Annotated in this window: 17 protein-coding genes, 1 pseudogene and 2 riboswitches; of the genes and pseudogenes, 9 read left to right on the forward strand and 9 right to left on the reverse strand. The window is 63.8% G+C overall.

Features of this window, described 5'->3' with window-relative positions; genetic code table 11:
• The first annotated feature begins 16 nt into the window (after window positions 1-16).
• Entirely contained in the window at window positions 17-2,032 is a 2,016-nt protein-coding gene (locus tag M1B34_RS14030) for a hypothetical protein (protein WP_268265453.1), read from the forward strand.
• Between the two features lie 54 nt (window positions 2,033-2,086).
• Here M1B34_RS14030 and M1B34_RS14035 read toward each other — a convergent pair whose 3' ends face one another.
• From M1B34_RS14035 to cobW, 6 genes are all read right to left on the reverse strand, one after another.
• Window positions 2,087-2,821 (reverse strand): copper chaperone, encoded by a 735-nt coding sequence (locus tag M1B34_RS14035; RefSeq protein ID WP_268265454.1) that lies wholly within the window; start codon window positions 2,819-2,821, stop codon window positions 2,087-2,089.
• A gap of 2 nt (window positions 2,822-2,823) precedes the next feature.
• On the reverse strand, window positions 2,824-4,383 hold the full coding sequence (locus M1B34_RS14040; protein ID WP_185039387.1) for a tyrosinase family protein: 1,560 nt from the start codon (window positions 4,381-4,383) through the stop codon (window positions 2,824-2,826).
• A 243-nt stretch (window positions 4,384-4,626) separates the two neighbouring features.
• On the reverse strand, window positions 4,627-5,295 hold the full coding sequence (locus M1B34_RS14045) for a vWA domain-containing protein (protein WP_123336011.1): 669 nt from the start codon (window positions 5,293-5,295) through the stop codon (window positions 4,627-4,629).
• 2 nt (window positions 5,296-5,297) lie between these two features.
• Complete coding sequence (locus M1B34_RS14050; RefSeq protein WP_268265455.1) at window positions 5,298-6,305, reverse strand: magnesium chelatase ATPase subunit I; 1,008 nt, start codon at window positions 6,303-6,305, stop codon at window positions 5,298-5,300.
• A gap of 67 nt (window positions 6,306-6,372) precedes the next feature.
• Window positions 6,373-10,146 carry a cobaltochelatase subunit CobN gene (cobN, locus tag M1B34_RS14055; protein WP_268265456.1) on the reverse strand — a complete coding sequence of 1,258 codons (3,774 nt, stop codon included), beginning with the start codon at window positions 10,144-10,146 and terminating at the stop codon, window positions 6,373-6,375.
• A gap of 3 nt (window positions 10,147-10,149) precedes the next feature.
• The gene (gene cobW, locus M1B34_RS14060; RefSeq protein ID WP_279653303.1) at window positions 10,150-11,217 is read right to left on the reverse strand and encodes a cobalamin biosynthesis protein CobW; all 1,068 of its coding nucleotides are present in this window, start codon (window positions 11,215-11,217) and stop codon (window positions 10,150-10,152) included.
• A 96-nt stretch (window positions 11,218-11,313) separates the two neighbouring features.
• Window positions 11,314-11,524, reverse strand: a riboswitch (cobalamin riboswitch).
• Window positions 11,525-11,663: 139 nt separating this feature from the next.
• Window positions 11,664-11,884, forward strand: a riboswitch (cobalamin riboswitch).
• 99 nt (window positions 11,885-11,983) lie between these two features.
• On the opposite strand from cobW, the gene M1B34_RS14065 reads away from it, so the two are divergent.
• The 4 genes from M1B34_RS14065 to cobM all read left to right on the forward strand — a co-directional run bounded on the left by M1B34_RS14065 (window position 11,984) and on the right by cobM (window position 14,123).
• Window positions 11,984-12,172, forward strand: coding sequence for a CbtB domain-containing protein (locus M1B34_RS14065; RefSeq protein WP_123336003.1), 189 nt, complete (start codon window positions 11,984-11,986; stop codon window positions 12,170-12,172).
• An 11-nt stretch (window positions 12,173-12,183) separates the two neighbouring features.
• Window positions 12,184-12,885 carry a CbtA family protein gene (locus tag M1B34_RS14070; protein ID WP_123336000.1) on the forward strand — a complete coding sequence of 234 codons (702 nt, stop codon included), beginning with the start codon at window positions 12,184-12,186 and terminating at the stop codon, window positions 12,883-12,885.
• Window positions 12,882-13,295, forward strand: a complete 414-nt coding sequence (locus M1B34_RS14075; RefSeq protein WP_123335999.1) for a cobalamin biosynthesis protein — start codon at window positions 12,882-12,884, stop codon at window positions 13,293-13,295. The genes M1B34_RS14070 and M1B34_RS14075 overlap by 4 nt, the downstream gene beginning before the upstream one ends.
• A gap of 81 nt (window positions 13,296-13,376) precedes the next feature.
• Entirely contained in the window at window positions 13,377-14,123 is a 747-nt protein-coding gene (gene cobM, locus M1B34_RS14080; RefSeq protein WP_268265457.1) for a precorrin-4 C(11)-methyltransferase, read from the forward strand.
• 155 nt (window positions 14,124-14,278) lie between these two features.
• Here the strand turns inward: cobM and nfuA are convergent, their stop codons facing one another.
• Window positions 14,279-14,863 carry a Fe-S biogenesis protein NfuA gene (gene nfuA, locus M1B34_RS14085; RefSeq protein ID WP_123335996.1) on the reverse strand — a complete coding sequence of 195 codons (585 nt, stop codon included), beginning with the start codon at window positions 14,861-14,863 and terminating at the stop codon, window positions 14,279-14,281.
• 157 nt (window positions 14,864-15,020) lie between these two features.
• Complete coding sequence (locus tag M1B34_RS14090; protein ID WP_268265458.1) at window positions 15,021-17,312, reverse strand: fatty acid cis/trans isomerase; 2,292 nt, start codon at window positions 17,310-17,312, stop codon at window positions 15,021-15,023.
• 154 nt (window positions 17,313-17,466) lie between these two features.
• Between M1B34_RS14090 and metH the strand changes: the two are divergent.
• Together metH and M1B34_RS14100 are read left to right on the forward strand one after the other, a co-directional pair.
• Window positions 17,467-21,176 (forward strand): annotated as a pseudogene (gene metH / locus M1B34_RS14095) (methionine synthase).
• A 162-nt stretch (window positions 21,177-21,338) separates the two neighbouring features.
• Complete coding sequence (locus M1B34_RS14100; protein WP_123335990.1) at window positions 21,339-21,557, forward strand: DUF2970 domain-containing protein; 219 nt, start codon at window positions 21,339-21,341, stop codon at window positions 21,555-21,557.
• A gap of 4 nt (window positions 21,558-21,561) precedes the next feature.
• Here M1B34_RS14100 and M1B34_RS14105 read toward each other — a convergent pair whose 3' ends face one another.
• The gene (locus M1B34_RS14105; RefSeq protein WP_268265459.1) at window positions 21,562-22,647 is read right to left on the reverse strand and encodes an ABC transporter substrate-binding protein; all 1,086 of its coding nucleotides are present in this window, start codon (window positions 22,645-22,647) and stop codon (window positions 21,562-21,564) included.
• Window positions 22,648-23,246: 599 nt separating this feature from the next.
• Here M1B34_RS14105 and M1B34_RS14110 point away from each other — a divergent pair.
• A complete protein-coding gene (locus M1B34_RS14110) occupies window positions 23,247-24,905 on the forward strand; it encodes a nitrite/sulfite reductase (RefSeq protein WP_123335986.1) in 1,659 nt (552 codons plus the stop codon).
• The gene (locus tag M1B34_RS14115) at window positions 24,889-25,383 is read left to right on the forward strand and encodes a DUF934 domain-containing protein (protein ID WP_123335984.1); all 495 of its coding nucleotides are present in this window, start codon (window positions 24,889-24,891) and stop codon (window positions 25,381-25,383) included. The genes M1B34_RS14110 and M1B34_RS14115 overlap by 17 nt, the downstream gene beginning before the upstream one ends.
• Window positions 25,384-25,577: the final 194 nt, after the last annotated feature.

The following is a 25,577-nucleotide window of genomic DNA, read 5'->3' on the forward strand; positions in this document are numbered from 1 at the left end:
CAAGGAGTACCCGCACATGGACGTCCCCTTCCTGCGCAATGCCCTGGTCAGCAGCCTGCTGCTGGCCGGCTTGCCCATGGCCCAGGCCCACACCCTCAACCACGGCGCCCCGGAGACCCTCAAGAGCTTTGTTCCGGCCCCTGCCGACCAGCCCTACCAAGAGGTGCTGCTGCAATGCGTCAGCCAGCAAGACACCGACAGCGGCGTCCTGCTCTCCGGCCTGGGCGGCACCCGTTACCCGCTGGTCAGCCTCCAGGAACCGGGGCAGGTCGAAGCCTTTTACAGCCAGGGCATGGCCCTGCAATACGGGTTCAATTTCTCCGAGGCGATCCGCGCCTTCTACCATGCCAGCCGCTTCGATAAAGACGCGGCCATGCCTTACTGGGGTATCGCCCTGGCGGCCAACTCCAACATCAACAGCGACGCCACCGACGGCTGCGATCGCCTGGCCTATCGCTCGGCGCAGACGGCCCTGGAACGGGCCCAGAGTCGCCTGCAAAACCCCGAGGCCAAGGCGCGCTTCAGCGAACGCCAATTGCAGCGCGAGGTGGATTACGCCAAGGCCTTCCTGACCCAGTACAGCGAACAGGACGGCAAGGTCAGCCTGAGCAAGGAAGGCAACCAGCGCTACGCCGACGCCATGAAGGCCCTGTCCCACACCTACTTCGACGACCTCGACGCAGCCACCTTGCACGCCGACGCCCTGCTCAACCTGACGCCCTGGAAATGGTGGGACGGTGACGAAGCGGTGTCCGACAATTTCGCGCCGACCCCGGCCGCCTACGAGGCCCTGCAGGTGCTCAACCGTGTACTGGTGCAGGACCAGCAACACACCGGCGCCAACCACTTCTATATCCACGCCATCGAAGAGTCGCCGTTCCCCGACAGTGGCCTGCCCATGGCGGATCGTTTCCGCGTGCAAAACCCGGCCATCGGCCATTTGGTGCACATGGCATCGCACATCTACCAGCGCACCGGCAACAACGCGCTGGCCAGCACCGCCAACTACACCGCCGTCGCAGTGGACCGCGCCTACGCCCACCAGGTGCAGCCGCAAAGCCCCTACCCCTTGCATTACCTGGGGCACAACATCCACTTCCTGACCTGGACCCTGTCCATTGAAGGCCGGCAGAACGAGGCGCTGAACATGGCCGAGGAACTGGTGGAAAACACCACCCAATACTCGGCCCTGGCGTTCCTCTGCCGCCAATACCCCAAGGAGATCGCCACCAAGTCCGATTATTTCTATGCGGTGCCCTATTACTTCGCCGTGCGCTTCGAGGATTGGGACGCCCTGGCCCGTATCGAACCGAAAATCACCGAAGGGCTGAAGACCATCAACACGGTCTGCAGCCAAGCCACCCAAGGCGAACCGACGCCCTGGAACCCCCTGGCCGCGCCCTACACCGGGGTGATGAAGGCCTATGCCCTGGCCTACCGGCAACTCACGGCCGCGAACCTGAGCAACGATCAGGCCCGGGACGCCCTCAAGGGCTATTGGCAAGCGGTGGTTGACGCGTTAAAGGCACATCCGAACCTGGCTTACGGCAACAACCCGGCCGTGGAATTGTTCCGTATCGCCAACCTGATTCTGCTGAACAAGGCCCAGGACGGCCGCCAGGGCCAACTCGACCTGGCCGCGCTGAAGGCCACCGCCAACCAAGTGATGAACCCGGAGCAACCCCTCAACGCCGACCTGCAAGCCCTGGACGGCAACGCTCAACAACAAGTCCTGAGTGCCTGGCGCAAGGCGGTCCAGGTACAGGATGCCCTCAGCTACAACGAACCGCCGGACTGGTATTACACCCTGCGTGAATCCCTGGGCTATGCCTTGTTGGAGCAAGGTCAGTATGCCGAAGCGGAACGGGTGTTCCGTGAGGACCTGGCCGGCAATCGCCTCAGCGGGCGTTCCCTCAATGGCCTGAAGTTGAGCCTGGAAAAACAGCCCGGCAGCACCGTCCCCGCGCTACTTGAGGAACAGTTGCAGACCGCTTGGCGCAACGCCACCGTACCTGCGGCACCGAAACACTAGAAACCGCGACCGGCGATGGGGCCCACACAAACCCCATCGCCAGCACGGCCTGCCTCAACGCCGCCAACGCAGTGCAAACGGCCAATGCCAATGTGCCGGGCGCGGACGTTGCATCCGCTCGTACAGCATCCAGCCCATGCACAGCGCCATCAACGCCACATGGCCTTGCTCCGCCAGCATCGGAAACAGCATCAAGGGCCAGCAGGAACCGATGCACCACAACCCGCTGCTCAGGCCAAAGCCCAGGCAATCGCGGACAAAACCCAGGCCAAAGGCCGAGATCCGCGGTTGATGATGGCAATGGTTGAGGCAACGCTGCTTGATCGGCGAGGCCTGCCACACCAGGCACAGCGCCAGGCAGGCGATGAACGCCGGGGTTTCGGAAACGCCCAGCCACACTCGGCTGAGCACCACCACGGTCATCAGCAACAGCCCCATCAAGGTCCAGACCGTGGCAAACCCCAGCAGGAACAGCGCCACCGCCTGCCAGCGCTTGCGCAACAGGCTGCGTTGCCAGACATAGGTCAAGGGGTGCACCAACAGCATCGGGGTCATGGCCAACAGCATCAGCAGCCAGGCCAGCAGCAATTGGCGCGGCGGATTGAACAGCAACGCCTGCTCAATCCCCTGCCAGCCCAGGGCATAACCGGCCAGGGGCAGGCTGGTGCAGAACGAGGGGATCGACAGCATCCCCGCCGAGCCGAGCAGCCAGCCCCAACCGGCCAGGCTGAGCAACAACAGCCAGGGCCGGGAGCCACGGGTCAGGGCCAGTACCAAGTACTGCCCCATGCTCAGTTGCCCTGTCGATAGAGGCTCACCCGCCCCACGGTGATCCGGTCTTCGGCGCGGACATCAGTGACTGGCACGAAGCGCACGCTCAATTGCCCCAGCAATGGTCCGCTGCTGGCGCTGAGCTTGTCGAACACCTCGGTGATGTCCAGCACATGGCTGACGCCCTTGCCGCCATGCTGGCTGTCGGGGCGGCTGGCCTTGCGCACCCCGAACAGCGAGATCGAACCCACCCGCTGGTCCGGCAGGGCCGAATGTTGCCCCGGTACCGGGAAGCTCAGGTAGACGTCGAAGGTCGCGCCATCGTTGTCGCCACGAATGTTCTCCAGGTTGAGGAATACCCGGTCCAGGGAATGCTCCGGTACCGTGGCGGCAAACGCCTTGCTCTTGAGGTTGCCCATCAGCGTGCCGGTGCTGGCCTGGTCAAGGCGCACCGAGGTGTCGACGTTGCCGCCGCTGAGCACCAGGGTCTGGTCGTTGGCGCCGAGCAGTTCGGCGGGGGTGGCTGGGGTCAAGGTCTTGTTCTCCACGGCAGCGGCGGTGATCTGTTGCGGCTGGGCACCGAGGGTTTTCAAGCGTTCGGCGAACAGTTGCTGGCCCGGCAGCGGATCACTGGTGTCCTCGTAGACGTAATCCAGTTGCGGCGCCCGGGTATCGAGCATCTCGCGGACCTTGAACGACCACGGCTGGCCGTCGCTGTGCGGCACCACGAACGCTCGACCATTGGCCGGCGGGCCATCAAGCCACAAGGACGTGCCGGGGTTGTGGTTGATCGGGTCGCGCTGCAGCCAGACATCCCACAACCGGTCGATATTGGCGTGGTGCAGCCAGAAGATCGGGTCCAGCCCGGCGCTGTCCGGGTCAATCATCAGGCCCGGCACATGGCTCAATTCCTCGCGGCCACCCACGGCCACGTGCACGTAGTTGTGGGGCTGGGATTCCAGCAGGCCACTGACCTCGCCATCGTGTTCAAAGGCCGTGACCGGCCCGCCAAAGCCCGGCGAACCGCCATTGCCGGAGCCGGCGAACTGATGGTCGGTAAGGGCCGGGCGCAGGTTGATGCGTTGCTCGTCGAGGACAATCACCCGGTTGCCCTTGGGGCCGAAACGCCGGTCCACGTACAGCGGGTTCTGTTCGCCGTTGGGCAAGTGGGTGTGACCGAAACAGGCGGGCATTTTCAGGTTTTGCGGGTTTTCGTTGTAGTTCCAGTAAGGCAGGGCCCAGTCCTTGGGACCGCCGAGGCTGACCACCGCCGCCCGTACGATCTGCTCGAAAGAGGCCACATAACCCCGGTGCCAGGGCAGGAAATACCAGGATTGGTGCTGGCACTGGTTCCAGTACAGGTCCTGGTCCGCCAGAGGTGGCAAGGGCGTGTCCGCTCGCAGGTAGCCAGCGTCTCGCCACAATTGGAAGTTGATGCCGTGGATCGCCGCCAGAAAGCGCCAGCTGGTGCGGTCGGTGATCGGTCGCTGCTGCAGAACGCCCACCCCGCGTGCGTACCACAACAAGGTGTCGCTCCAGTCCGAGCCCAGTTTCCATACATCACGCCGTACATACGCCATGGTAGATCTCCCTGAAAAACCGCGTGGATGAGGAAGTCGTTCCTCAGACGGCAACGCTAGATCAGGTGATATCAATTCGCCTTGCCTGAGCCCAGAAAAGCAGACCGGCGGCAAAGAATTTTGAACCTTGGATTTTCCGGGTTGTCCGGCGATTTGTAGGCGTCGCTCGCCGGCGATGGGGGTCTTGAGGGCCTCATCGCTGGCAAGCCAGCCCCTACAATCTAGTCGCTGGCGAGCCAGCGTTTACAGGGGGGCGGGGTTTGGGGTGTCGATGTGCTGGTAGGTGGCTTGCAGTACGTCGGCCAGGGCCCGGGCTCGGGCCAGGCGGATGGGGCCGCGTTCGATGTCCAGCAACACGGTCGGGCACGGCAGCGGCAGGGCTTGGGGCAAGGTTTTCAAGCGCCCATCGGTGATCAGCAACACCCGTTGCTGCTCCGCCGGCAGGCGCCGCTGGCGCACCGCCAACCAGTCTGCAGCTTGCTCCAGGGCCGCCGCCAGAGGCGTGCCGCCGCCGGCCCCCAGGTCGTCGAGCCAGTGCCGCAGGTCTTTGCAAGCCTTGAGGCCCTGCACCTGCCAACGGGGCACTCGGCCACTGGCGGTGAGCAGGGCCAGGCGCGCGCGCTGCCGATAGGCGTCATCGAACAACTGGGCCAGCACGCCTTTGGCGTCGCTCAGGGCCGAATGCCGCCGGGTGGACGCCGAGGCGTCGACAATCACCAGCCACAGATCATGGGGCGCCCGGCTGCGCAGTTGGTAAAGCAGGTCGGCACGTTGCCGGGGACGCCCTTTAAGCAGGGTCCCCGGCCAGTGGATCGAACCGCTGATCGCCACTCGGCTACGCCCTTGCCGGCCTTGTTCAAGCTGCCCCGCCCGGGGCCTGGCATCCGCCCCCGCGGTCGATCGAGGGCGAATGCCTAGGGCTTTTTTGGCCAGCTCGGCACGTCTCGGCGGGCGCCGGTGGGCAGCGCTTGGGCAGGCATGTCACCCCATTGGCCCTGGCCTTCGCCGGTGTTGCTGTGGTGCGGTGCCGGCGCCTGGGCAGAAGGCGGCTGGCTCGACTGAGGCGGCGGGCTCTGCCGCCGCCGATGGCGCAGGGCAAACTCGGCCACCGCGTCGATGTCTTCGTCGCGGATGGCCTCGGCCCCGCGCCAGGCCGCATGGGCCCGGGCCGCACGCAGCCAGACCAGGTCCGCACGCAGGCCATCGACGCTGGCGGCAAAACAGCGCTCGGTGATCTGCTCCAGGGCCTGATCGTCGAGCGGGATGCTGGCCAAGCGCGCCCGGGCGCTGTGGCAACGCTCCCGCAGGGCCTGTTGGGCGGCGTCCCACTGGGCGCAGAACGCCTCGGGGTCGCTGTCGAAATCCAGGCGCCGACGGATGATCTGCCCACGCTCGGCAGGTGCGGTGTGGCCGTCCAGGGCCACATTGAGGCCGAAGCGGTCCAGCAGTTGCGGACGCAGTTCGCCCTCTTCCGGGTTCATGGTGCCGATCAGTACAAATTTCGCCGAATGACGGTGGGAAATACCGTCACGCTCAATCAGGTTGGTGCCACTGGCGGCCACGTCCAGCAACAGGTCCACCAGGTGATCGGGCAGCAGGTTGACTTCATCGACGTAGAGCACGCCGCCGTCAGCCTTGGCCAACACCCCGGGGGAAAACTGCGCCCGGCCTTCGCCCAGGGCCGCGTCGAGGTCCAGGGTGCCCACCAGGCGTTCTTCGGTGGCGCCCAGGGGCAAGGTGACAAACGGGCCACCGGCCAGCAGATCCGCCAAACCCCGGGCCAGGGTCGATTTGGCCATGCCCCGCGGCCCCTCGATCAGCACCCCGCCGATCTTCGGATCGATGGCCGTCAGGCACAGCGCCAGTTTCAAGGCATCGGCGCCGACCACGGCGGACAGCGGAAAATGTGGGGTGTCGCTCATGTCGGGGTCTCGCTTGGGTCGGGTCAGGGAGTGTCCGGGGGGACGCTGGCTCGCGATCTGCGCCGGATCAGGAATCTTCTTCTATATCCAGCAGCAGGTTTTCCAGGGCTTCACGATAATCGCCGGGCTCTTGCCACAGCCCACGCTGCTGAGCCTCCAGCAAGCGCTCGGTCATGTCGCGCAGGGCGTGGGGATTATGCTGGCGAACGAACTCGCGGGTCGAGTCATCCAGCAGGTAGGCGTCCGCCAGCAAGGCGTATTGGTGATCGTCGATCAGCTCGGTGGTGGCGTCGAAGGCGAACAGGTTATCCAGGGTCGCGGCCATTTCGAAGGCGCCCTTGTAGCCATGGCGCTTGACCCCTTCGATCCACTTCGGATTGGCCGCCCGCGAGCGGATCACCCGGTTCAGTTCTTCCTTGAGCGTGCGGATCTTCGGCAGGTCCGGCTGGCTGTGGTCGCCGTGATAGCTGGCGGCCTTGGTTCCGCCGAGGCTTTCCACGGCGGCGAGCATGCCGCCCTGGAACTGGTAGTAGTCGTTGGAATCGAGCAGGTCGTGTTCGCGGTTGTCCTGGTTCTGCACCACCGCCTGTACCTGGCTCAGGCGCTGGGCGAACTGATCGCGGGCGGCCGTGCCTTCGTCGGCGCCCCCATAGGCATAACCACCCCAATTCAGGTACACCTCGGCCAGGTCCTCACGGCTTTGCCACAGGCGGCCGTCGATCGCCCCTTGCACACCGGCACCATACGCACCGGGCTTGGCCCCGAAAATCCGCCAACCGGCCTGGCGCGCCGCAGCGTCTTGGTCCAGGCCCGATTGCACCAGGGCCTCGCGCTCGGCGCGAACCTTGGCCGCCAGCGGGTTCAGGTCGTCGGGTTCATCCAGGGCCGCCACCGCCTGCACTGCCGCATCGAACAGGCGGATCAGGTTGGCGAAGGCATCGCGGAAGAACCCCGAAACGCGCAGGGTCACATCGACCCGGGGCCGGTCCAGCAGGCTCAGGGGCAGGATTTCGAAATCATCCACGCGCTGGCTGCCGGTGGCCCACACCGGGCGCACCCCCATCAGGGCCATGGCCTGGGCGATGTCGTCGCCACCGGTGCGCATGGTCGCCGTGCCCCAGACCGACAGGCCGAGCTGGCGCAGGTGGTCGCCATGGTCTTGCAGGTGGCGTTCAAGAATCAGGTTGGCTGACTGAAAACCAATGCGCCAGGCGGTGGTGGTGGGCAGGTTGCGTACGTCCACCGAGAAGAAGTTGCGCCCAGTGGGCAGCACGTCCAGGCGACCCCGGCTTGGCGCACCACTGGGGCCGGCGGGGACAAAGCGCCCGCTGAGGGCGTCCAACAGGCCGCGCATTTCCGCCGGACCACAGGCGTCCAAGCGCGGCGCAACCACCTCGCGCAACCCGTCGATAATGGCCTGCACCGGCTCCCAGCCGGCAGCGTCCAATGCCGCCACCGGCCCCTGGAGCGCGGCCTCGATCAACTGCCCTGCATAAAGCTCCAAGCGTTCGCGGGTATCGCCAGCCGTGCGCCATAGCGCCTCGCTGACCGGCTGCAATGGCGTCGGGCGGAGTCCGCTCCAGGGTTCGGCCAAGGCACAGTCCAGCGGGTCGAAACCCAGCTCAAAGGCCTTGGCCAGAGCGCGCAGCAGACTCGCGTGTTGACCCTTGCCGTCACCCCGGGGAATGCGCAACAGAGCCAGCAGGGTGTCGAGGCGCAAGCGCCCGCCGGGGGACTCGCCGAACACATGCAGACCGTCGCGGATCTGCGACTCTTTCAAGTCGCACAGGTAGGTGTCCAGGCGCGGCAGCCAGATTGCCGCATCGGCATCGCTGTCCAGCGCCTCGCCCAGTTGCAGTTCGCGGTCGATATGGGTTTCGCGCACCAACGCAAGAATGTCCCGCTGCAGTTCCCGGGCCCGACGCGGGTCCAGCAGTTGAGCTTCGTAATACTCGTCGGCCAACAGCTCCAGGTCGCGCAGCGGGCCGTAGGTTTCGGCCCGGGTCAGAGGTGGCATCAGGTGGTCGATGATCACCGCCTGGGTGCGGCGCTTGGCCTGGGCACCCTCCCCCGGGTCGTTGACGATAAACGGGTAGATGTTGGGCAACGGCCCCAGCAGCGCGTCTGGCCAGCACTCTTCGGACAGGCCCACGCCCTTGCCCGGCAGCCATTCCAGGTTGCCGTGCTTGCCGACGTGGATCACCCCGTGGGCGCCGTAGGCCTGGCGCAACCAGAAGTAGAACGCCAGGTAACCGTGGGGCGGCACCAGGTCCGGGTCGTGGTAGACCGCGCTGGGGTCCACCTGATAACCCCGGGCCGGCTGGATGCCGACGAAGGTCAGGCCAAAACGCAGGCCGGCGATCATCATTCGCCCGCCGCGGAACATCGGGTCCTGCTCCGGGCGGCCCCAACGCGCCTGCACCGCCTGGCGGTTGGCCTCAGGCAGGGCGTTGAACATCAGCCAGTAATCATCCAGGGCCAGGCTTTGCGCACAGGGGCGCAGATCGATGCTGTCCAGGTCATTGCTGACCCCGCCCAGCAGTTGCTGGATCAGCGCGGTACCGCTCTCGGGCAGCTCGGCCGGCAGCGGATAACCCTCGGCGTGCAAGGCCCGAAGGATGTTCAAGGCCGCGGCCGGAGTGTCCAGGCCCACGCCGTTACCAATGCGACCGTCGCGGGTCGGGTAATTGGCGAGGATCAGGGCGATGCGTTTGGCGCCATTGGCCAAGCGCCCCAGTTCAATCCAGCGTCGGGCCAGTTGGGCGACAAAGTCCATGCGCTCGGGCGCGGCCCGGTAACAGACCACGTCCGACTGGCTGCGCTCGCTGCGCCAGGCCAGGTCCTTGAAGCTGATGGGCCGGCTGATGATCCGCCCGTCCAGTTCCGGCAAGGCGATGTGCATGGCCAGGTCACGGGGGCCCAGCCCCTGCTCGCTGGCGCGCCAGCCAGGTTGGTTGTCCTGGGCACAGATGGCTTGGATCACCGGGATATTGCGGCGAAACGGACGCAGATGGGGCGCTTCGGGGCTGGATTGGGCGAACCCAGTGGTGTTGAGGATCACCCCGGCAGCGGCCTGGTCCAGCAGGTCTTCGACCACGCTCAGGCAGCCGGGCTCCTTGAGGCTGGCCACCGCCATGGGCAAGGGATTGAGCCCCGCCGCCTGCAAGCGCTCACAGAACACGTCGATAAAACCGGTGTTGGCCGCCTGCAAGTGCGAGCGGTAGAACAGCACCGCCGCCACCGGTTGCCCGGCCTGCCAATCGGCTTGCCAGTGATCGAGGGTGGCGTGGCTTTTATGGGGGTGGTAGATCGCCGTGCGCGGCAGGGTTTGCGGTTCGCCCCAGGGATAGGTGCGACCGAGCAACGTGCTGGCCAGGCAGCGGTAGAAGTCCAGGGCATTGTCACGCCCGCCCTGGCGCAGAAACTGCCAGAGACGATCGCGCAACTCGGCCGGCACGCTGGACAGGTCACTGAGTTCCGGGTCGGGACGATCGTCCCCCGGCACCAGGATCAGCTGCACGCCGCGCTCGGCCAGTTGCACCAGGCGCTCGACGCCGTAGCGCCAGTAGCCAATGCCGCCGTGCAGGGAAATCAGGATCACCTTGGCGTGGCGCAACACCTGGTCGACGTACAGGTCCACCGAGGCGTGGTTCTGCACTTGCATGGGGTTGGCCAGGCGAAAGCTGGGGTAATCCTCCGGCAACTGCTGGGCCGCTTCGGCCAGCAGCGCCAGGCTGGAATCGCCGCTGCACAGGATCACCAGCTCGGCGGGGGTTTGTCCTAAGTCGGCAATGTTGTCATCCGAGACAAATCCGCCGGGCTGGGTCCTGAGCAGGTGCATGGCTTAAACGCTGAGGGCAGCGCGCAGTTGCGCTTCAAGCAGGGCCGCGTCCAGTTCCTGGCCAATCAGCACCAGGCGTGTGGTACGGGCCTCATCGGCGCCCCATTGACGGTCGAAGTGTTTGTCAAAACGGGTGCCCACGCCCTGAATCAGCAAACGCATCGGCTTGTTGGGGATGGCGGCAAAGCCCTTGACCCGCAGGATGCCGTGCTTGACCACCAGTTGGGTCAGGGCGTCCAGCAGCAGGCTTTCTTCGGCCTGGGGCAGTTCGATGGAGATGGAGTCGAAGGCGTCGTGATCGTGGTCATCGTGATCGTCACCGTCGTGGTGGTGATCGTGGTGGCTGTGACGGCTATCGATGTGTTCTTCGGAGCCGGCACCCAGGCCCAGCAACACGTCCAGGGGCAGGCGGCCACTGCTGGCTTCGATGACTTTCACCGCCGGCGGCAGTTCTTCGGCGACTTCCAGGCGCACTTTGGCCAGGTCTTCAGGGCTGATCAGGTCGGCCTTGTTGAGGATCACCAGGTCGGCGCTGGACAGTTGGTCGGCGAACAGCTCGTGCAACGGCGATTCGTGGTCCAGGTTGGGGTCGAGCTTGCGCTGGGCGTCCACTTGGTCCGGGAACGCGGCGAAGGTGCCGGCGGCCACGGCCGGGCTGTCGACCACGGTAATCACCGCATCGACGGTGCAGGCGCTGCGGATTTCCGGCCACTGGAAGGCTTGCACCAAAGGCTTGGGCAGGGCCAGGCCGCTGGTTTCGATCAGGATGTGGTCGAGGTCGCCACGGCGTGCCACCAGCTCACGCATCACCGGGAAGAACTCTTCCTGCACGGTGCAGCACAGGCAGCCGTTGGCCAGTTCATAAACACGGCCATTGGCCTCTTCTTCGGTGCAGCCGATGGAGCACTGTTTGAGGATTTCGCCATCGATGCCCAGCTCGCCGAACTCGTTGACGATCACCGCGATGCGCCGGCCCTGGGCGTTGTCCAGCATGTGCCGCAGCAAGGTGGTTTTACCTGAGCCGAGAAAGCCGGTGACGATGGTGACGGGAAGTTTGGCCAGTGTTTTCATCGGATGCCCTTTGGCAAGGTGGCGGGCATACGGGACGAGGGCCGCAACGCCTGGCGCGCGGACGATTTCGCCACCGGATCACCCCGCCCGGTTGTAGTGAGAATCTGTGTCGAGGCAGGTCTCCTGGCTGACGGTGTGCCGGTCGTTCGACCGGCGGCCCCTGCGCCTTCCCGCACGCATGCCGGGAGGCAGCGGGCAGTGGCCGTGCAGAAGCGGAACCGTTCACAGTTGCGGGGGCAGCCGCGGCATTGACCGCGTTCCCGTCTTAGCTTCGGCATGCCGAAGAACCTCGAAGGCGCAAGGCTACGCAGAGCGCGGGGGCCGGTCAATGCGCAATGTGACGAGAGTGGCAACAGCCCCGGCCCAGGCCATTGCGGGTGCCTGGGGCGCTGCACGGTGCCAGTGAGAACGGTTGCCAATTGACGCCCACTCCCCGCCCATGCTCTCCTACACAACTTGTTACGGGTGCCCTTCACAGGGTGAAACGGGAAACCGGTGAATCACGTGCTTTACTCAAAGCCTTGACCAGTCCGGTGCTGCCCCCGCAACGGTAAGCGAGCGAAGTGTCAAATCCACTGTGCCACGGCATGGGAAGGAGACACTTGTCGGCCAGGCGCAAGCCCGACCCCTCGTGAGCCCGGAGACCGGCCCGCTGCACACATAAATAACAAACCCGCGGTGGGCGGGCGCTGTTAAAACCCTGCGGGCCTGCTCGCGGGGTTTTCTTGCGCACGTTGCACCCACTGCCAGACCAGAGGGAAGCGCCATGTCGATCATCAGCAGCACCAGCCATTCCGCCAGCACCACCCACACCCTGAGCCAACGCTTGGTCGCCGCCATCGGCGCGTCGATCCTCGGCGCCTGCCTGGTGTACTTCGCCGGTTTCTCGCACATCGAAGCGGTGCACAACGCCGCTCACGATACCCGTCACAGCGCCGCGTTCCCTTGCCACTGAGACCTGCCCCGATGATCAAGCGCATTGCCCAAACCGCCGGTTTCAGCGGGCTGCTGGCCGCCCTGCTGCTGACCCTGCTGCAAAGTTTCTGGGTCGCCCCGCTGATTCTGCAGGCGGAAACCTACGAGAACGCCCCTGCCGCCGAAGCCCATGAGCACGCCGACGGCGCCATGGCCGCCCACAGCCACGACGCCGAAGCCTGGGAGCCGGAAGACGGCTGGCAGCGCGTCCTGTCCACCACCGGCGGTAACCTGGTGGTTGCCGTGGGCTTCGCCCTGATGCTCGCCGGCCTGTACACCCTGCGTGCGCCGAACCGCACCTCTCAAGGCCTGCTGTGGGGCCTGGCCGGCTACGCCACCTTCTGCCTGGCGCCGACCCTGGGCCTGCCGCCCGAGCTGCCGGGCACTGCCGCCGCCGATCTGGCACAACGGCAAATCTGGTGGGTCGGCACTGCGGCGTCCACCGCCGTGGGCATCGCCTTGCTGGTGTTCGCCCAGAACTGGCTGCTGAAGGTGCTGGGCGCGGCCATTCTGGCAGTGCCCCATGTGATTGGCGCGCCACAGCCGGAAGTGCACTCGATGCTTGCACCGCAAGCCCTGGAAGCCCAGTTCAAGATCGCTTCGCAATTGACCAATGCCCTGTTCTGGCTGGCCCTGGGCCTGATCAGCGCCTGGTTGTTCCGACGCAAGAGTGACGGTCAATACTCGGCATGATCGACCTGCGCGCGGCGCCGTCCCTGGTGGTCGGCCTGGGCTGCCAGAAAGGCTGCCCGGCAAGCACGCTGCGCGCCCTGCTCGACCAGGCCTTGCAAGCCCATCGCCTTGACCTGCGGCAGGTCAAGGCGCTGGCCAGCATCGACTTGAAGCGTGAGGAGCCCGGCCTGCTGGAATTGGCCGCGCAACTGAACCTGCCCCTGACCTGTTTCAGCAGCACTGAGCTGGCCCGCTACGCCCAGCAATTGAGCCACCGCTCGCAGATCGCTTTCGAGCGCACCGGCTGTTACGGCGTGGCCGAAAGTGCAGCCCTAGCCCTGGCTGAACAACTGAGCAACGGACCGGCCACCCTGCTGATCTCGCGACAAAAATACGCCCAGGCTACCCTGGCATTGGCCGGCTGCGCGTAAAATCCCCGACAATCCCCGTTTCCGATCATGAGCGATCTTCATCTGCGGGCTCGTGTTGACCATTTTTCACAGGAGAAGGCCATGACCGTCTACTTTATCGGCGCCGGCCCCGGCGACCCGGACCTGATCACCGTCAAAGGCCAGCGTTTGATCCATCGGTGCCCGGTCATCATCTACGCCGGCTCCCTGGTGCCGACCGCCGTACTTGAGGGCCACCGCGCCGAGCAGGTGATCAATAGCGCCGAGTTGCACCTGGAACAGATCATCGAACTGATCAAGAACGCCCATGCCCAGGGCCAGGATGTGGCCCGGGTGCATTCAGGCGATCCCAGCCTGTATGGCGCCATTGGTGAGCAGATTCGCGGCCTGCGCGAGTTGGGTATTCCTTTCGAGATCATTCCCGGAGTCACCGCCACCGCGGCCTGCGCGGCATTGCTGGGGGCCGAGCTGACCCTGCCCGACGTCTCCCAGAGCGTGATCCTGACCCGCTATGCCGACAAGACCGCGATGCCACCGGGGGAGGAGTTCGCCAGCCTGGCCGCCCATGGCGCCACCATGGCGATTCATTTGGGGGTCAATCACCTGCCGAAGATCGTCAGCGAACTGCTGCCTCACTATGGCGCCGACTGCCCGATTGCCGTGGTGCACCGCGCCTCCTGGCCGGATCAGGACTGGGTGCTGGGTACCCTCGCGGACATTGCCGATCAAGTCGCGGCCAAGGGCTTTCGGCGGACTGCGTTGATTCTGGTGGGCCGGGTATTGGGCACCGACACCTTCAGCGAATCGTCCCTGTACCGCGCGGGGCATGCCCACCTTTACCGGCCCTGAGACCTTCTGTGCAAGAGCTGGCTTGCAGCGAGACGCCCCTGAGCCTGATGCAATATTCAGGGGCGTTGATCGCCGGCAAGCCGGTTCCTACAAGGGAAGCAGGCATAAAAAAACGGCGCTCACGGGGCGCCGTTTTTTTGTTCGCAGCGAACGCCTTAGTAGTAGGCGTTTTCTTTCTGCGTGTGGTCGGTGACGTCACGCACACCTTTGAGCTCGGGCACGCGCTCGAGCAGCGTGCGCTCGATGCCTTCACGCAAGGTCACGTCAGCCTGGCCGCAGCCCTGGCAACCGCCACCGAACTGCAGCACCGCGATGCCGTCATCGACCACGTCGATCAGGCTCACCTGACCGCCGTGGCTGGCCAGCCCCGGGTTGATCTCGGTTTGCAGGTAGTAGTTGATGCGCTCGTTGAGCGGGCTGTCGGCATTGACCATCGGCACTTTGGCGTTCGGCGCCTTGATGGTCAGCTGGCCGCCCATGCGGTCAGTGGCGTAGTCCACCACGGCGTCGTCCAGGAAGCCTTCACTGAAGGCATCAAGGTACGCGGTGAAGCTTTTCAGCCCCAAGGCGGTGTCTTCGGGTTTCTCTTCGCCTGGCTTGCAGTAGGCGATGCAGGTCTCGGCGTACTGAGTACCTGGCTGGGTAATAAAGATGCGGATGCCAATCCCCGGGGTGTTCTGCTTGGATAGCAGATCAGCCAGATAATCGTGGGCGGCGTCGGTAATGGTAATGGCGCTCATGGAATTTCCTCGCAGACGTTGGCGCAGTTTACGCCAATCAGGGCGCTGCACAAAGTCCTAGTGTTTTTGTCGGGATAGTCGCGACGATGGCCCCCTGCCCCACCCCGCAGCAACGGGGGCGAGGCGCCAGACACACGACCCGAAAGCCGGTCGCCGCCTAGAGGTTTTCGTAACGGTTCATGTCCAGCACCCCGGCTTCCCGGGGGTCGGTTTCATCCAGGTAACGGGTCTGGTCATGGAAGTACTGCCAAAACTGCGGGTGGCTGCGACGGATGCCCCAGCGGTCAACGATTTTCTCTAAAGCGGCGGCGTCCTTGGCATTTTCCATCTGGGTCACAAACTCCGGCACCTGCTGCGCCGGGATATTGAAGATGAAATTCGGGTAGCTGCTGAGCACCCCCGGGTAAATGGTCAGGGTGTCCAGGCCCGGCTGGTAACGCAGGGCCTCGCCCAGCATAAAGGCCACGTTGCTGTGGGCGCGGTTGCGCAACAGGCTGTAGAACTCGCGCTTGCCGCTGGCGGTTTCGATCCGCAGCAGGCTGGCTTCCGGCAGTTGATCGATGACCTTGAGCCCCGCCGCAGGCCGCGCAGTCAGGCGACTCAGGGCCTGCTCGGCATCCTGCAGCGCCGGGTCGATATTGGGCCGCGAGCAATAGGCACCGTCGCACCGGTTGATCGGGTCAGGCTTGGCATTGAGGTCGCCATAACGGGCCAGCAGTTGTTGCGCGAAGTCACGCTTGGGGTCCACCGGGCTCAGTTTCAGGGCGCTGGGTTTGTCATCGTCGATGGCTTCGTAATCCAGCCACAGCTTGAGCTTGCCGCTGTTCTGGTACCAGTCGTCGAGGAAGTCCTCACGGGTGCCGGCGGGCATCAGGCGCAGGAAGTTCTGCTCGGCACCGTTGCGGATCAGATCGAAATAAAGCCGGGTCTGGGCCTGGTGGGAGACATTGCCAAACACGTCGAAATTCACCGCCAACTGGTAATAGGTGCGCTCCAGCAAGGGGTAATCGAACAGCCACATCGTCTGCGGCACCTCACCGATCAGGCCTTTGGTGACCGAGGCGCTGTCGAAGTGGCGGAAGATGCTCAGCAGCGCGTTGTCGTTGCCGGCCCACAGCGTCGACCAACTGGGCGCGGGCAGATCGGCATAAGCGTCGCGGCGCAGGGCCTCGTACTCGTTGCGCTTGTCGCGGTAGGCCAGCCACAGGCTGAGCACACTGCCGACGTCATCGTTCTGCCCGGGCATGGCCAGCAACGGTGTGGTCTGGCCGCGATAGGCCGGATCGGTGATGTAAAGGTCGTGGCTCGGGTCCTGGAACAGGGCCCAGAAGTTATCGCGGATCACATCGGTGGCGATCTGCCCGCGGCACACCGGGCCACGGATAAAGGTGCGCACGAAGTACTCGGCGTTATCCAGCATGAACTGGTAACGGGCCTTGGCCGGGATCGCCTCGAAGGTCTCGAACGGGTTGGCCCGTCTGGCTGGGCCATAACCGGGCAAGGCCGTGACCTGCCAGTCGCCGCTGTAAAACAGGGTCTTGACCCGTGCCAGCTTGGCCGCACTCAGCGGGTAGGTGATGTGGGTCTTGTGCACAATCACCCCCTGCACCGGCCACAGGCGGTAGTAAACCTGGGTGCCCGGGTCGTCATTGGGGCGACGGGTGTTGATCAGGTCGATGGGCTGGCCGCTGGGGGTCCGCGAACGCACCCACTGGAAGTAATGCCCCGGCTCACCGCCGTCGAAATAGACATGGGCGAGGAACCAGTGTTCGTACAGCCAGCGTCCTACCAGGCTTTCCCGGGCGCCGGGGGCGTTGAGCAGGTTTTCCCACTGCAGCACCTGCATGGCTTCCTGAGCGCTGGGGGCCAGGCCTTGCGGGTCGATGGGTGCACCCGAAGCCAGCCAGCGTTGCAGGGTCTGGTATTGCTGGTCGGTGAGCCCGGTCACGGCCAGGGGCATACCTTCCTTGGGATGGGCGCCGGCGTAGGCATCGAACTCACCGGGCAGCGGGCAGACGTTGTCCCGGCTCAGGCCCAGGACGATCTCGGCGGGCAGTTTGGCGTTGGGCTGCAACGGCGTCTTGTGCCCCAGTTCCAGCATGCGCGCCATCAGCGCCGCCTGGCTGCCCTGGGCATCGAGGACCGAATAAAAATCCTTGCGCTGCCAGGCGGCTTTGCCGAAGGCGTCATAAAACAGTCGGGTCGGGGCCTGGGCCTGGCTGCGCTCGCCGTCGTAGACCGGGATCTTCGACGCGCCCCGCGCCGCGCCCTCGGCACTGCCCAGGTTCAGTTGGCAGGCGGAGTCGTAACAAGCATGGCAGGCCACACACTTCTCGGTGAAGATCGGCTGGATATCGCGGGTGTAGGAGATGGCCGGCGCTGGACCTTGCGCCGAGGCCCACGAGCTTAAAAGCAGCAAAACGCTGCTGACGACAAAGCGGTACGGCATGTCCCTGGTCCCAAAAGTAAAAATCGCCGCGATTCTACCGATCTACCCCCTGCCACAACATGAGCGATATTCATGCAAAACCGCCCCATGCTCCAATAGCTCGCAGGTTTGCTATGATCCACGCCCTTCGCAATGGCCTTACCAGGTAGTTCCCATGTCCGATCGCAGTGCTCGCCTTCAAGCCCTCCAGCAAGCTCTCAAAGAGCGCATCCTGATTCTCGATGGCGGCATGGGCACCATGATCCAGAGCTACAAGCTCGAGGAGCAGGACTATCGCGGCAAGCGCTTCGCCGACTGGCCCAGCGACGTCAAGGGCAACAACGACCTGCTGGTGATCACCGTCCGGACGTGATCGGCGGTATTGAAAAAGCCTACCTGGATGCCGGCGCCGACATCCTGGAAACCAACACCTTCAACGCCACGCGCATTTCCATGGCCGACTACGGCATGGAAGAACTGGCCTACGAATTAAACGTAGAAGGCGCACGCCTGGCGCGCAAAATCGCCGACGCCAAGACCCTGGAGAACCCGGACAAGCCGCGTTTCGTCGCCGGCGTGCTGGGCCCGACCAGTCGCACCTGCTCGCTGTCGCCCGACGTGAACAACCCCGGCTACCGCAACGTGACCTTCGATGAGCTGGTGGAAAACTACACCGAAGCCACCAAAGGGCTGATCGAAGGCGGCGCCGACCTGATCCTGATCGAAACCATCTTTGACACCCTCAACGCCAAGGCGGCGATCTTCGCCGTGCAGGGCGTGTACGAAGAGCTGGGCGTCGAATTGCCGATCATGATTTCCGGCACCATCACCGACGCCTCCGGCCGCACCCTCTCAGGCCAGACCACCGAAGCCTTCTGGAACTCCGTGGCCCACGCCAAACCGATTTCCGTCGGCCTGAACTGCGCACTGGGCGCCAGCGAACTGCGCCCGTACCTGGAAGAGCTGTCGAACAAGGCCAATACCCACGTTTCCGCGCACCCGAACGCCGGCCTGCCCAACGAATTCGGCGAATACGACGAATTGCCGACGGAGACCGCCAAGGTCATCGAAGAGTTTGCCCAGAGCGGCTTCCTCAACATTGTCGGCGGCTGCTGCGGCACCACGCCGGGCCACATTGAAGCCATCGCCAAGGCAGTGGCCGGTTACGCGCCGCGCCCGATTCCGGACATTCCCAAGGCGTGCCGCCTGTCGGGTCTGGAGCCGTTCACCATCGATCGCAGCTCGTTGTTCGTCAACGTCGGCGAGCGCACCAACATCACCGGCTCCGCCAAATTCGCCCGGCTGATCCGCGAGGACAACTACACCGAAGCCCTGGAAGTCGCCCTGCAGCAGGTGGAAGCCGGCGCCCAGGTGATCGACATCAACATGGACGAGGGCATGCTGGATTCGAAGAAGGCCATGGTCACCTTCCTCAATCTGATTGCCGGCGAACCGGACATCTCCCGGGTGCCGATCATGATCGACTCCTCCAAATGGGAAGTGATCGAGGCCGGCCTGAAATGCATCCAGGGCAAGGGCATCGTCAACTCCATCAGCATGAAGGAAGGCGTCGAGCAGTTCATTCACCACGCCAAGCTGTGCAAGCGCTACGGCGCCGCCGTGGTGGTGATGGCCTTCGACGAGGTCGGCCAGGCCGACACCGAAGCGCGCAAGAAAGAGATCTGCAAACGCTCCTACGACATCCTGGTGAATGAAGTCGGCTTCCCGCCGGAAGACATCATCTTCGACCCGAACATCTTCGCCGTGGCCACCGGTATCGAAGAGCACAACAACTACGCCGTCGACTTCATCAACGCTTGCGCCTACATCCGTGACGAACTGCCTTACGCCCTGAGCTCGGGCGGCGTGTCCAACGTGTCGTTCTCGTTCCGTGGCAACAACCCGGTGCGCGAGGCGATCCACTCGGTGTTCCTGCTGTATGCCATCCGCAATGGCCTGACCATGGGCATCGTCAACGCCGGCCAACTGGAGATCTACGACCAGATCCCGGCCGAGCTGCGTGACGCAGTGGAAGACGTGGTGCTCAACCGCACCCCGGAAGGCACCGACGCCCTGCTGGCCATCGCCGACAAATACAAAGGCGACGGTAGCGTCAAGGAAGCCGAAACCGAAGAGTGGCGCAGCTGGGACGTCAACAAGCGTCTGGAGCATGCGCTGGTCAAGGGCATCACCACGCATATTGTTGAAGACACCGAAGAATCCCGGCAGTCATTCGCGCGCCCGATCGAAGTGATCGAAGGCCCGTTGATGTCGGGCATGAACATCGTTGGCGACCTGTTCGGCGCTGGCAAAATGTTCCTGCCCCAGGTGGTGAAATCCGCCCGGGTGATGAAGCAGGCCGTGGCCCACTTGATCCCGTTTATCGAACTGGAAAAAGGCGACAAGCCGGAAGCCAAGGGCAAGATCCTCATGGCCACGGTCAAGGGCGACGTGCACGACATTGGCAAGAACATTGTCGGCGTGGTCCTGGGCTGCAACGGTTATGACATCGTCGACCTGGGCGTGATGGTGCCGGCGGAGAAGATCCTCCAGGTGGCCAAGGAGCAGAAGTGCGACATCATCGGCCTGTCCGGGCTGATTACCCCGTCGCTGGACGAAATGGTCCACGTCGCCCGCGAGATGCAGCGCCAGGATTTCCACCTGCCGCTGATGATCGGTGGTGCCACCACCTCCAAAGCCCACACCGCGGTGAAGATCGAGCCCAAGTACAGCAATGACGCGGTGATCTACGTCACCGACGCCTCCCGCGCCGTGGGCGTGGCCACCCAGTTGCTGTCCAAGGAACTCAAGGCCGGCTTCGTGCAGAAGACCCGCGAGGAATACATCGAAGTCCGCGAACGCACTGCCAACCGCAGCGCCCGCACCGAACGCCTGAGCTACGCCGCGGCCATCGCCAAGAAGCCGCAGTTCGACTGGAGCAGCTACCAGCCGGTCAAGCCGACCTTCACCGGCGCCCGGGTCCTGGACAACATCGACCTCAAGGTACTGGCCGAGTACATCGACTGGACGCCGTTCTTTATCTCCTGGGACCTGGCGGGCAAATTCCCGCGCATTCTCACCGATGAAGTGGTGGGCGAAGCGGCTACTGCGCTGTACAAAGACGCGCGGGAAATGCTCGACAAACTGATCAATGAAAAGCTGATCAGCGCCCGCGCCGTGTTCGGTTTCTGGCCGGCCAACCAGGTGCTGGACGACGACCTGGAAGTCTACGGCGATGACGGCCAGCCCCTGGCCCGCCTGCATCACCTGCGCCAGCAGATCATCAAGACCGACGGCAAGCCGAACTTCTCCCTGGCCGACTTCGTCGCGCCCAAGGACAGCGGCGTCACCGATTACGTAGGTGGTTTCATCACCACCGCCGGCATTGGCGCCGAAGAAGTGGCCAAGGCCTACCAGGACGCCGGCGACGACTACAACTCGATCATGGTCAAGGCCCTGGCCGACCGCCTGGCCGAAGCCTGCGCCGAGTGGCTGCACCAGCAAGTGCGTAAAGAGCACTGGGGCTACGCCAAGGACGAAGAACTGGACAACGAGGCGCTGATCAAGGAGCAGTACAGCGGCATCCGTCCTGCCCCGGGCTACCCGGCCTGCCCGGACCACACCGAGAAGAGCACCTTGTTCGCCCTGCTCGACCCCGAGGCCAGCGAACTCAAGGCCGGCCGCAGCGGCGTGTTCCTCACCGAGCACTACGCTATGTTCCCGGCCGCGGCGGTCAGCGGCTGGTACTTCGCCCACCCACAGGCGCAGTACTTCGCCGTGGGCAAGGTCGACAAGGATCAGGTGCAGAGCTACACCGCACGCAAAGGCCAGGACCTGGCCGTAAGCGAACGCTGGCTGGCACCGAACCTGGGCTACGACAACTGATACCCACCTTGTAGAAGCCGCTTTGCAGGCGCTGGCTTGCCAGCGATAACGCCCTCACCGCTATGCAAAACCCGAGGGGTCCATCGCCGGCAAGTCGGCTCCTACGAGAGCACGCTCCGGACCGTCTATGCTCTGTGCACACTCATCCGTGTCGAGGGCTTTATGGACGACCCAAGCAACGGCAAGCCTCCAACCTTCTGGCAGATGCTGCAAAGCGTCATCGCCGCCGCGTTCGGGGTGCAGAGCGGCAAGAACCGCGCCCGTGACTTCACCCACGGCAAACCCAGCCATTTCATTTTCCTGGGCATCCTGTTCACGGCGATTTTCGCCCTGACGCTGCTGGGCATCGTCAAGCTGGTGCTGCACCTGTCAGGGCTTTGAGCGCTTAGCGCATCAACAACTGCAAGCCGAAGGGATAGCGGTAACCGTCCGCCTGCCCCTGAGCGGACAAACGGCGAAAATCCACACCGTAATCCTGGCTGGCGCTGGCGTTCAGCAACCGTTGGGCCTGGAGCTTGGTCAGCGACTGAAACAACGCCAGTTGCCAGTCGGGGCCACCCATACGCTTGATGTCGATTCCCAAGGCATGGTCATGCACCACCACCATGGCCCAGCCCCCCAACGTGAAGTGACCGCCGAACAGCGTGCTGAGACGGCCGTCGAGCAAGGCCTGCAACGCTTGTGGCGACGTGTTGATGGCGCTGAACAACACATCCTTGCCGGGTTGGCGCTGCTGCTCCTGAAACGCCTGCATGGCCCCTAGGGCCATTTCATCGTTGGCCGACCAGACCAGGGCCGTCTTGGGGTAACGCTTGAGTAACTGGCTCGCCTGTTCATAGGCGCGCTGGCGACTCCACTCGCCGGAGACCACCTGGCGCAACCGCACCTCGGGGTGCTCGGCCAGGGCACGGCGCAACCCTTGTTCGCGCCACTGGGCAGCCGGAGTGACCTTCAAGCCGGAAAATGCCAACAGATCGATGCGCTGCCCCAATGCGACCGGGCCGTGCTTGCGGATCAACGCCTTGAGCATCTGGTAACCGGCCTCTTCGTCGTTGGCCACCATGCTGCCAATCAACTCAGGGCTGGCGCTCTGGCGCTCGCTGAGCAGGCGCTGCTGATCCGCCGTCAGCGGGCTGTTGACGACAAACAACTTGACCCCGCTGCCCTCGGCCAGACGGAAGATTTCCGGTGCCACGTAGCGTTCATTGACCAGCAGCAGGTAATCCGGGCGCCGAGCGCCTTGCAGCGCGCTGCGAGCTTGCTCAAGGGTGCGGTCGGGGTTGCGCTCGGCATAGTGGATCTGCAGATCCAACCCCAGCTCTTTGGCCGCCGCCTGCATGAACTGCGAGTAGCTGACCCAGAAGGTTTCAGTCGAGGAACCGGGGTTGAGGAACACCACTGAAGTGGCGTGGGCGCAAGCCCAGAATGGAATACTCAACCACAGCAAACATTTGCCTAACACCTTCAACATCGTGACAAGAGCCCCAGAATAATCGCCGTAGTATAGCGAGCTAAATCCTGGCCAAAGGCAGCAAATCGTCGTATTTGTCCGACAATCTGGGCTCTTTACTGCTATCGATTACTGGTGGCTGACCCAAAACACGGCCGTTCCCACGACCAGAATGATCAGAAACAGAATGGCCCAGGCATCCACGCTGCTGTCAGTTTTCCTGGCCTTGGTTGGATTGCTCATAGCATCGCCTCTTGTCGGTTTTATCGGTGATTGCTCAAAGACTCGCTCACAGTAAAGTTCAGGATTGCCCTTAGCTCAAATGTGGGTAATGCATCAGCGACTACCGTTAGTCGTTTTGGTTCTTTGCATATACTCAAACATCACTTTTGCGCATAACTGCAAACTGGTATCTTCCCCCGGCTCCGTTGGGAGTGCGCGGCCGTGCGCGCAGATTTGCTTACATGGGTGACCTGAAGCGCAAACGAAGGCAAGACGAGGCGAAGACGGGCGCAAGCGCCATGTTGACCCCGGTCAACCAGCACTGCCCCGAGGCTTTCACCGAAGTATTTGCCGAGTGCCGCTTTGTGCGACACCTGTAGCCTGAGAACTGGACCTATATGTACGTATACGACGAGTACGATCAGCGGATCATCGAGGACCGCGTCAAGCAGTTCCGTGATCAGACCCGACGCTATCTGGCAGGCGAGCTGAGCGAAGAAGAATTCCGCCCCCTGCGCCTGCAGAATGGCCTCTATATCCAACGTTTCGCCCCCATGCTGCGGGTGGCCGTGCCTTACGGGCAACTGACCTCGCGACAAACGCGAATGATGGCCAAGATCGCCCGCGACTACGACAAGGGCTACGCCCATATCAGTACCCGGCAGAACGTGCAGTTCAACTGGCCGGCCCTGGAAGACATCCCGGACATCCTTGCGGAACTGGCCACCGTGCAGATGCACGCCATCCAGACCAGCGGCAACTGCCTGCGCAACGTCACCACCGACCAATTCGCGGGTGTGGCCGCCGATGAGCTGATTGACCCGCGCCCATGGTGCGAGATCGTTCGCCAGTGGACGACGTTCCACCCGGAATTCGCCTACCTGCCGCGCAAGTTCAAGATCGCCATCAATGGCTCGACCTCGGACCGCGCAGCCATCGAAGTCCACGACATTGGCCTGGAGCCTGTGCACAACGCGGCCGGCGAACTGGGCTTCCGAGTTCTGGTGGGAGGTGGCCTGGGCCGTACCCCGGTGGTCGGCGCCTTTATCAACGAGTTCCTGCCGTGGCAGGACCTGTTGAGCTACCTCGACGCCATCCTGCGGGTCTACAACCGCTACGGCCGTCGTGACAACAAGTACAAGGCGCGGATCAAGATTCTGGTCAAGGCCCTGACGCCTGAAGTGTTCGCACAAAAAGTCGACGCGGAAATGGAACACCTGCGCGGAGGCCAGACCACGCTGACCGACGCCGAAGTGCACCGCGTCGCCAAACACTTTGTCGATCCAGACTACAAAGCCCTGGCTAACCAGGACGCCGAACTGGCGGCCCTGGACAAAGAACACCCGGGCTTCGCCCGCTGGCGCACCCGCAACACCCTGGCTCACAAAAAGCCGGGTTATGTGGCCGTGACCCTGTCGTTGAAGCCTACCGGCGTTGCCCCGGGCGACCTCACCGACAAGCAACTGGACGCCGTCGCCGACCTGGCCGACCGCTACAGCTTCGGCCAACTGCGCACCTCCCACGAGCAGAACATCATCCTCGCGGACGTTGAACAGAGCCAACTGTTCACCCTGTGGGGCGAGCTGCGCGAAGGCGGTTTCGCCACGCCGAACATCGGCCTGCTGACCGACATCATCTGCTGCCCAGGCGGCGATTTCTGCTCCCTGGCCAACGCCAAGTCGATCCCGATCGCCGAATCCATCCAGCGCCGTTTCGACGACCTGGACTACCTGTTCGACATCGGCGAACTGGACCTGAACATCTCCGGCTGCATGAACGCCTGCGGGCACCACCACGTGGGCCACATCGGCATCCTCGGGGTGGACAAGAAAGGCGAAGAGTTCTACCAGGTATCCCTGGGTGGCAGCGCCAGCCGCGATGCCAGCCTGGGCAAGATCCTCGGCCCGTCCTTCGCCCAGGAGGCCATGCCGGATGTGATCTCCAAACTGATCGACGTCTACGTGGAACAACGTACCGAAGACGAACGCTTTATCGACACCTACCAACGTATCGGTATCGACCTCTTCAAGGAGCGCGTCTATGCAGCGAATCATTAAAAACAACGAGGTGGTCGACGAAACCTGGCACTTGCTGCCCAAGGACGCGACCCTCGACGGCATCTCCAACTGCGACGACCTGATCGTGCCGTTGGCCCTGTGGCGCGAACATGCCCATGCCCTCAAGGCCCGCGATGGCGGCCTCGGCGTGTGGCTGGATAGCGATGAAGAAGCCGAGGAAATCGGCGCTGACGTGGAGCACTTCCAGGTCATCGCCCTGAACTTCCCGGCCTTCACCGATGGCCGCAACTACTCCAACGCCCGCCTGCTGCGCGACCGCTACGGTTACAAAGGCGAACTGCGGGCGATCGGCGATGTGCTGCGCGACCAGCTGTTTTACCTGCGCCGCTGCGGGTTTGACGCCTACGCGCTGCGGGCCGACAAAGACCCGTACGACGCCCTGGAAAGCCTCAAGGACTTTTCGGTGACCTACCAGGCCGCCACCGACGAACCGCTGCCGCTGTTCCGTCGTCGTTAAGCCTTAAGCGCTAAAACAAAAAGCCCTGAACCGGTCATCCCAGTTCAGGGCTTTTTTGTTCCCGCTGACAGCAAAAACCTGTAGGAGCCCGGCTTGCCGGCGATGGCGATTCCAAGACTGGTGTTGGGCTTGAGGACCCTATCGCTGGCAAGCCAGCTCCTACAAAAGCCGGCGCCTACCAATAACGTGGGGCA

The organism is Pseudomonas morbosilactucae, assembly GCF_023241715.1.
GTDB classification, from domain to species: domain Bacteria; phylum Pseudomonadota; class Gammaproteobacteria; order Pseudomonadales; family Pseudomonadaceae; genus Aquipseudomonas; species Aquipseudomonas morbosilactucae.

Bases quoted from the DNA above. Each gene is read 5' to 3' on its own strand.
- M1B34_RS14030 (WP_268265453.1), top strand. From the start codon at position 17: ATGGACGTCCCCTTCCTGCGCAATGCCCTGGTCAGCAGCCTGCTGCTG.
- M1B34_RS14035 (WP_268265454.1), bottom strand. From the start codon at position 2,821: ATGGGGCAGTACTTGGTACTGGCCCTGACCCGTGGCTCCCGGCCCTGG.
- M1B34_RS14040 (WP_185039387.1), bottom strand. From the start codon at position 4,383: ATGGCGTATGTACGGCGTGATGTATGGAAACTGGGCTCGGACTGGAGC.
- M1B34_RS14050 (WP_268265455.1), bottom strand. From the start codon at position 6,305: ATGAGCGACACCCCACATTTTCCGCTGTCCGCCGTGGTCGGCGCCGAT.
- cobN (WP_268265456.1), bottom strand. From the start codon at position 10,146: ATGCACCTGCTCAGGACCCAGCCCGGCGGATTTGTCTCGGATGACAAC.
- cobW (WP_279653303.1), bottom strand. From the start codon at position 11,217: ATGAAAACACTGGCCAAACTTCCCGTCACCATCGTCACCGGCTTTCTC.
- M1B34_RS14065 (WP_123336003.1), top strand. From the start codon at position 11,984: ATGTCGATCATCAGCAGCACCAGCCATTCCGCCAGCACCACCCACACC.
- M1B34_RS14070 (WP_123336000.1), top strand. From the start codon at position 12,184: ATGATCAAGCGCATTGCCCAAACCGCCGGTTTCAGCGGGCTGCTGGCC.
- M1B34_RS14075 (WP_123335999.1), top strand. From the start codon at position 12,882: ATGATCGACCTGCGCGCGGCGCCGTCCCTGGTGGTCGGCCTGGGCTGC.
- cobM (WP_268265457.1), top strand. From the start codon at position 13,377: ATGACCGTCTACTTTATCGGCGCCGGCCCCGGCGACCCGGACCTGATC.
- nfuA (WP_123335996.1), bottom strand. From the start codon at position 14,863: ATGAGCGCCATTACCATTACCGACGCCGCCCACGATTATCTGGCTGAT.
- M1B34_RS14090 (WP_268265458.1), bottom strand. From the start codon at position 17,312: ATGCCGTACCGCTTTGTCGTCAGCAGCGTTTTGCTGCTTTTAAGCTCG.
- M1B34_RS14100 (WP_123335990.1), top strand. From the start codon at position 21,339: ATGGACGACCCAAGCAACGGCAAGCCTCCAACCTTCTGGCAGATGCTG.
- M1B34_RS14105 (WP_268265459.1), bottom strand. From the start codon at position 22,647: ATGTTGAAGGTGTTAGGCAAATGTTTGCTGTGGTTGAGTATTCCATTC.
- M1B34_RS14110 (WP_123335986.1), top strand. From the start codon at position 23,247: ATGTACGTATACGACGAGTACGATCAGCGGATCATCGAGGACCGCGTC.
- M1B34_RS14115 (WP_123335984.1), top strand. From the start codon at position 24,889: ATGCAGCGAATCATTAAAAACAACGAGGTGGTCGACGAAACCTGGCAC.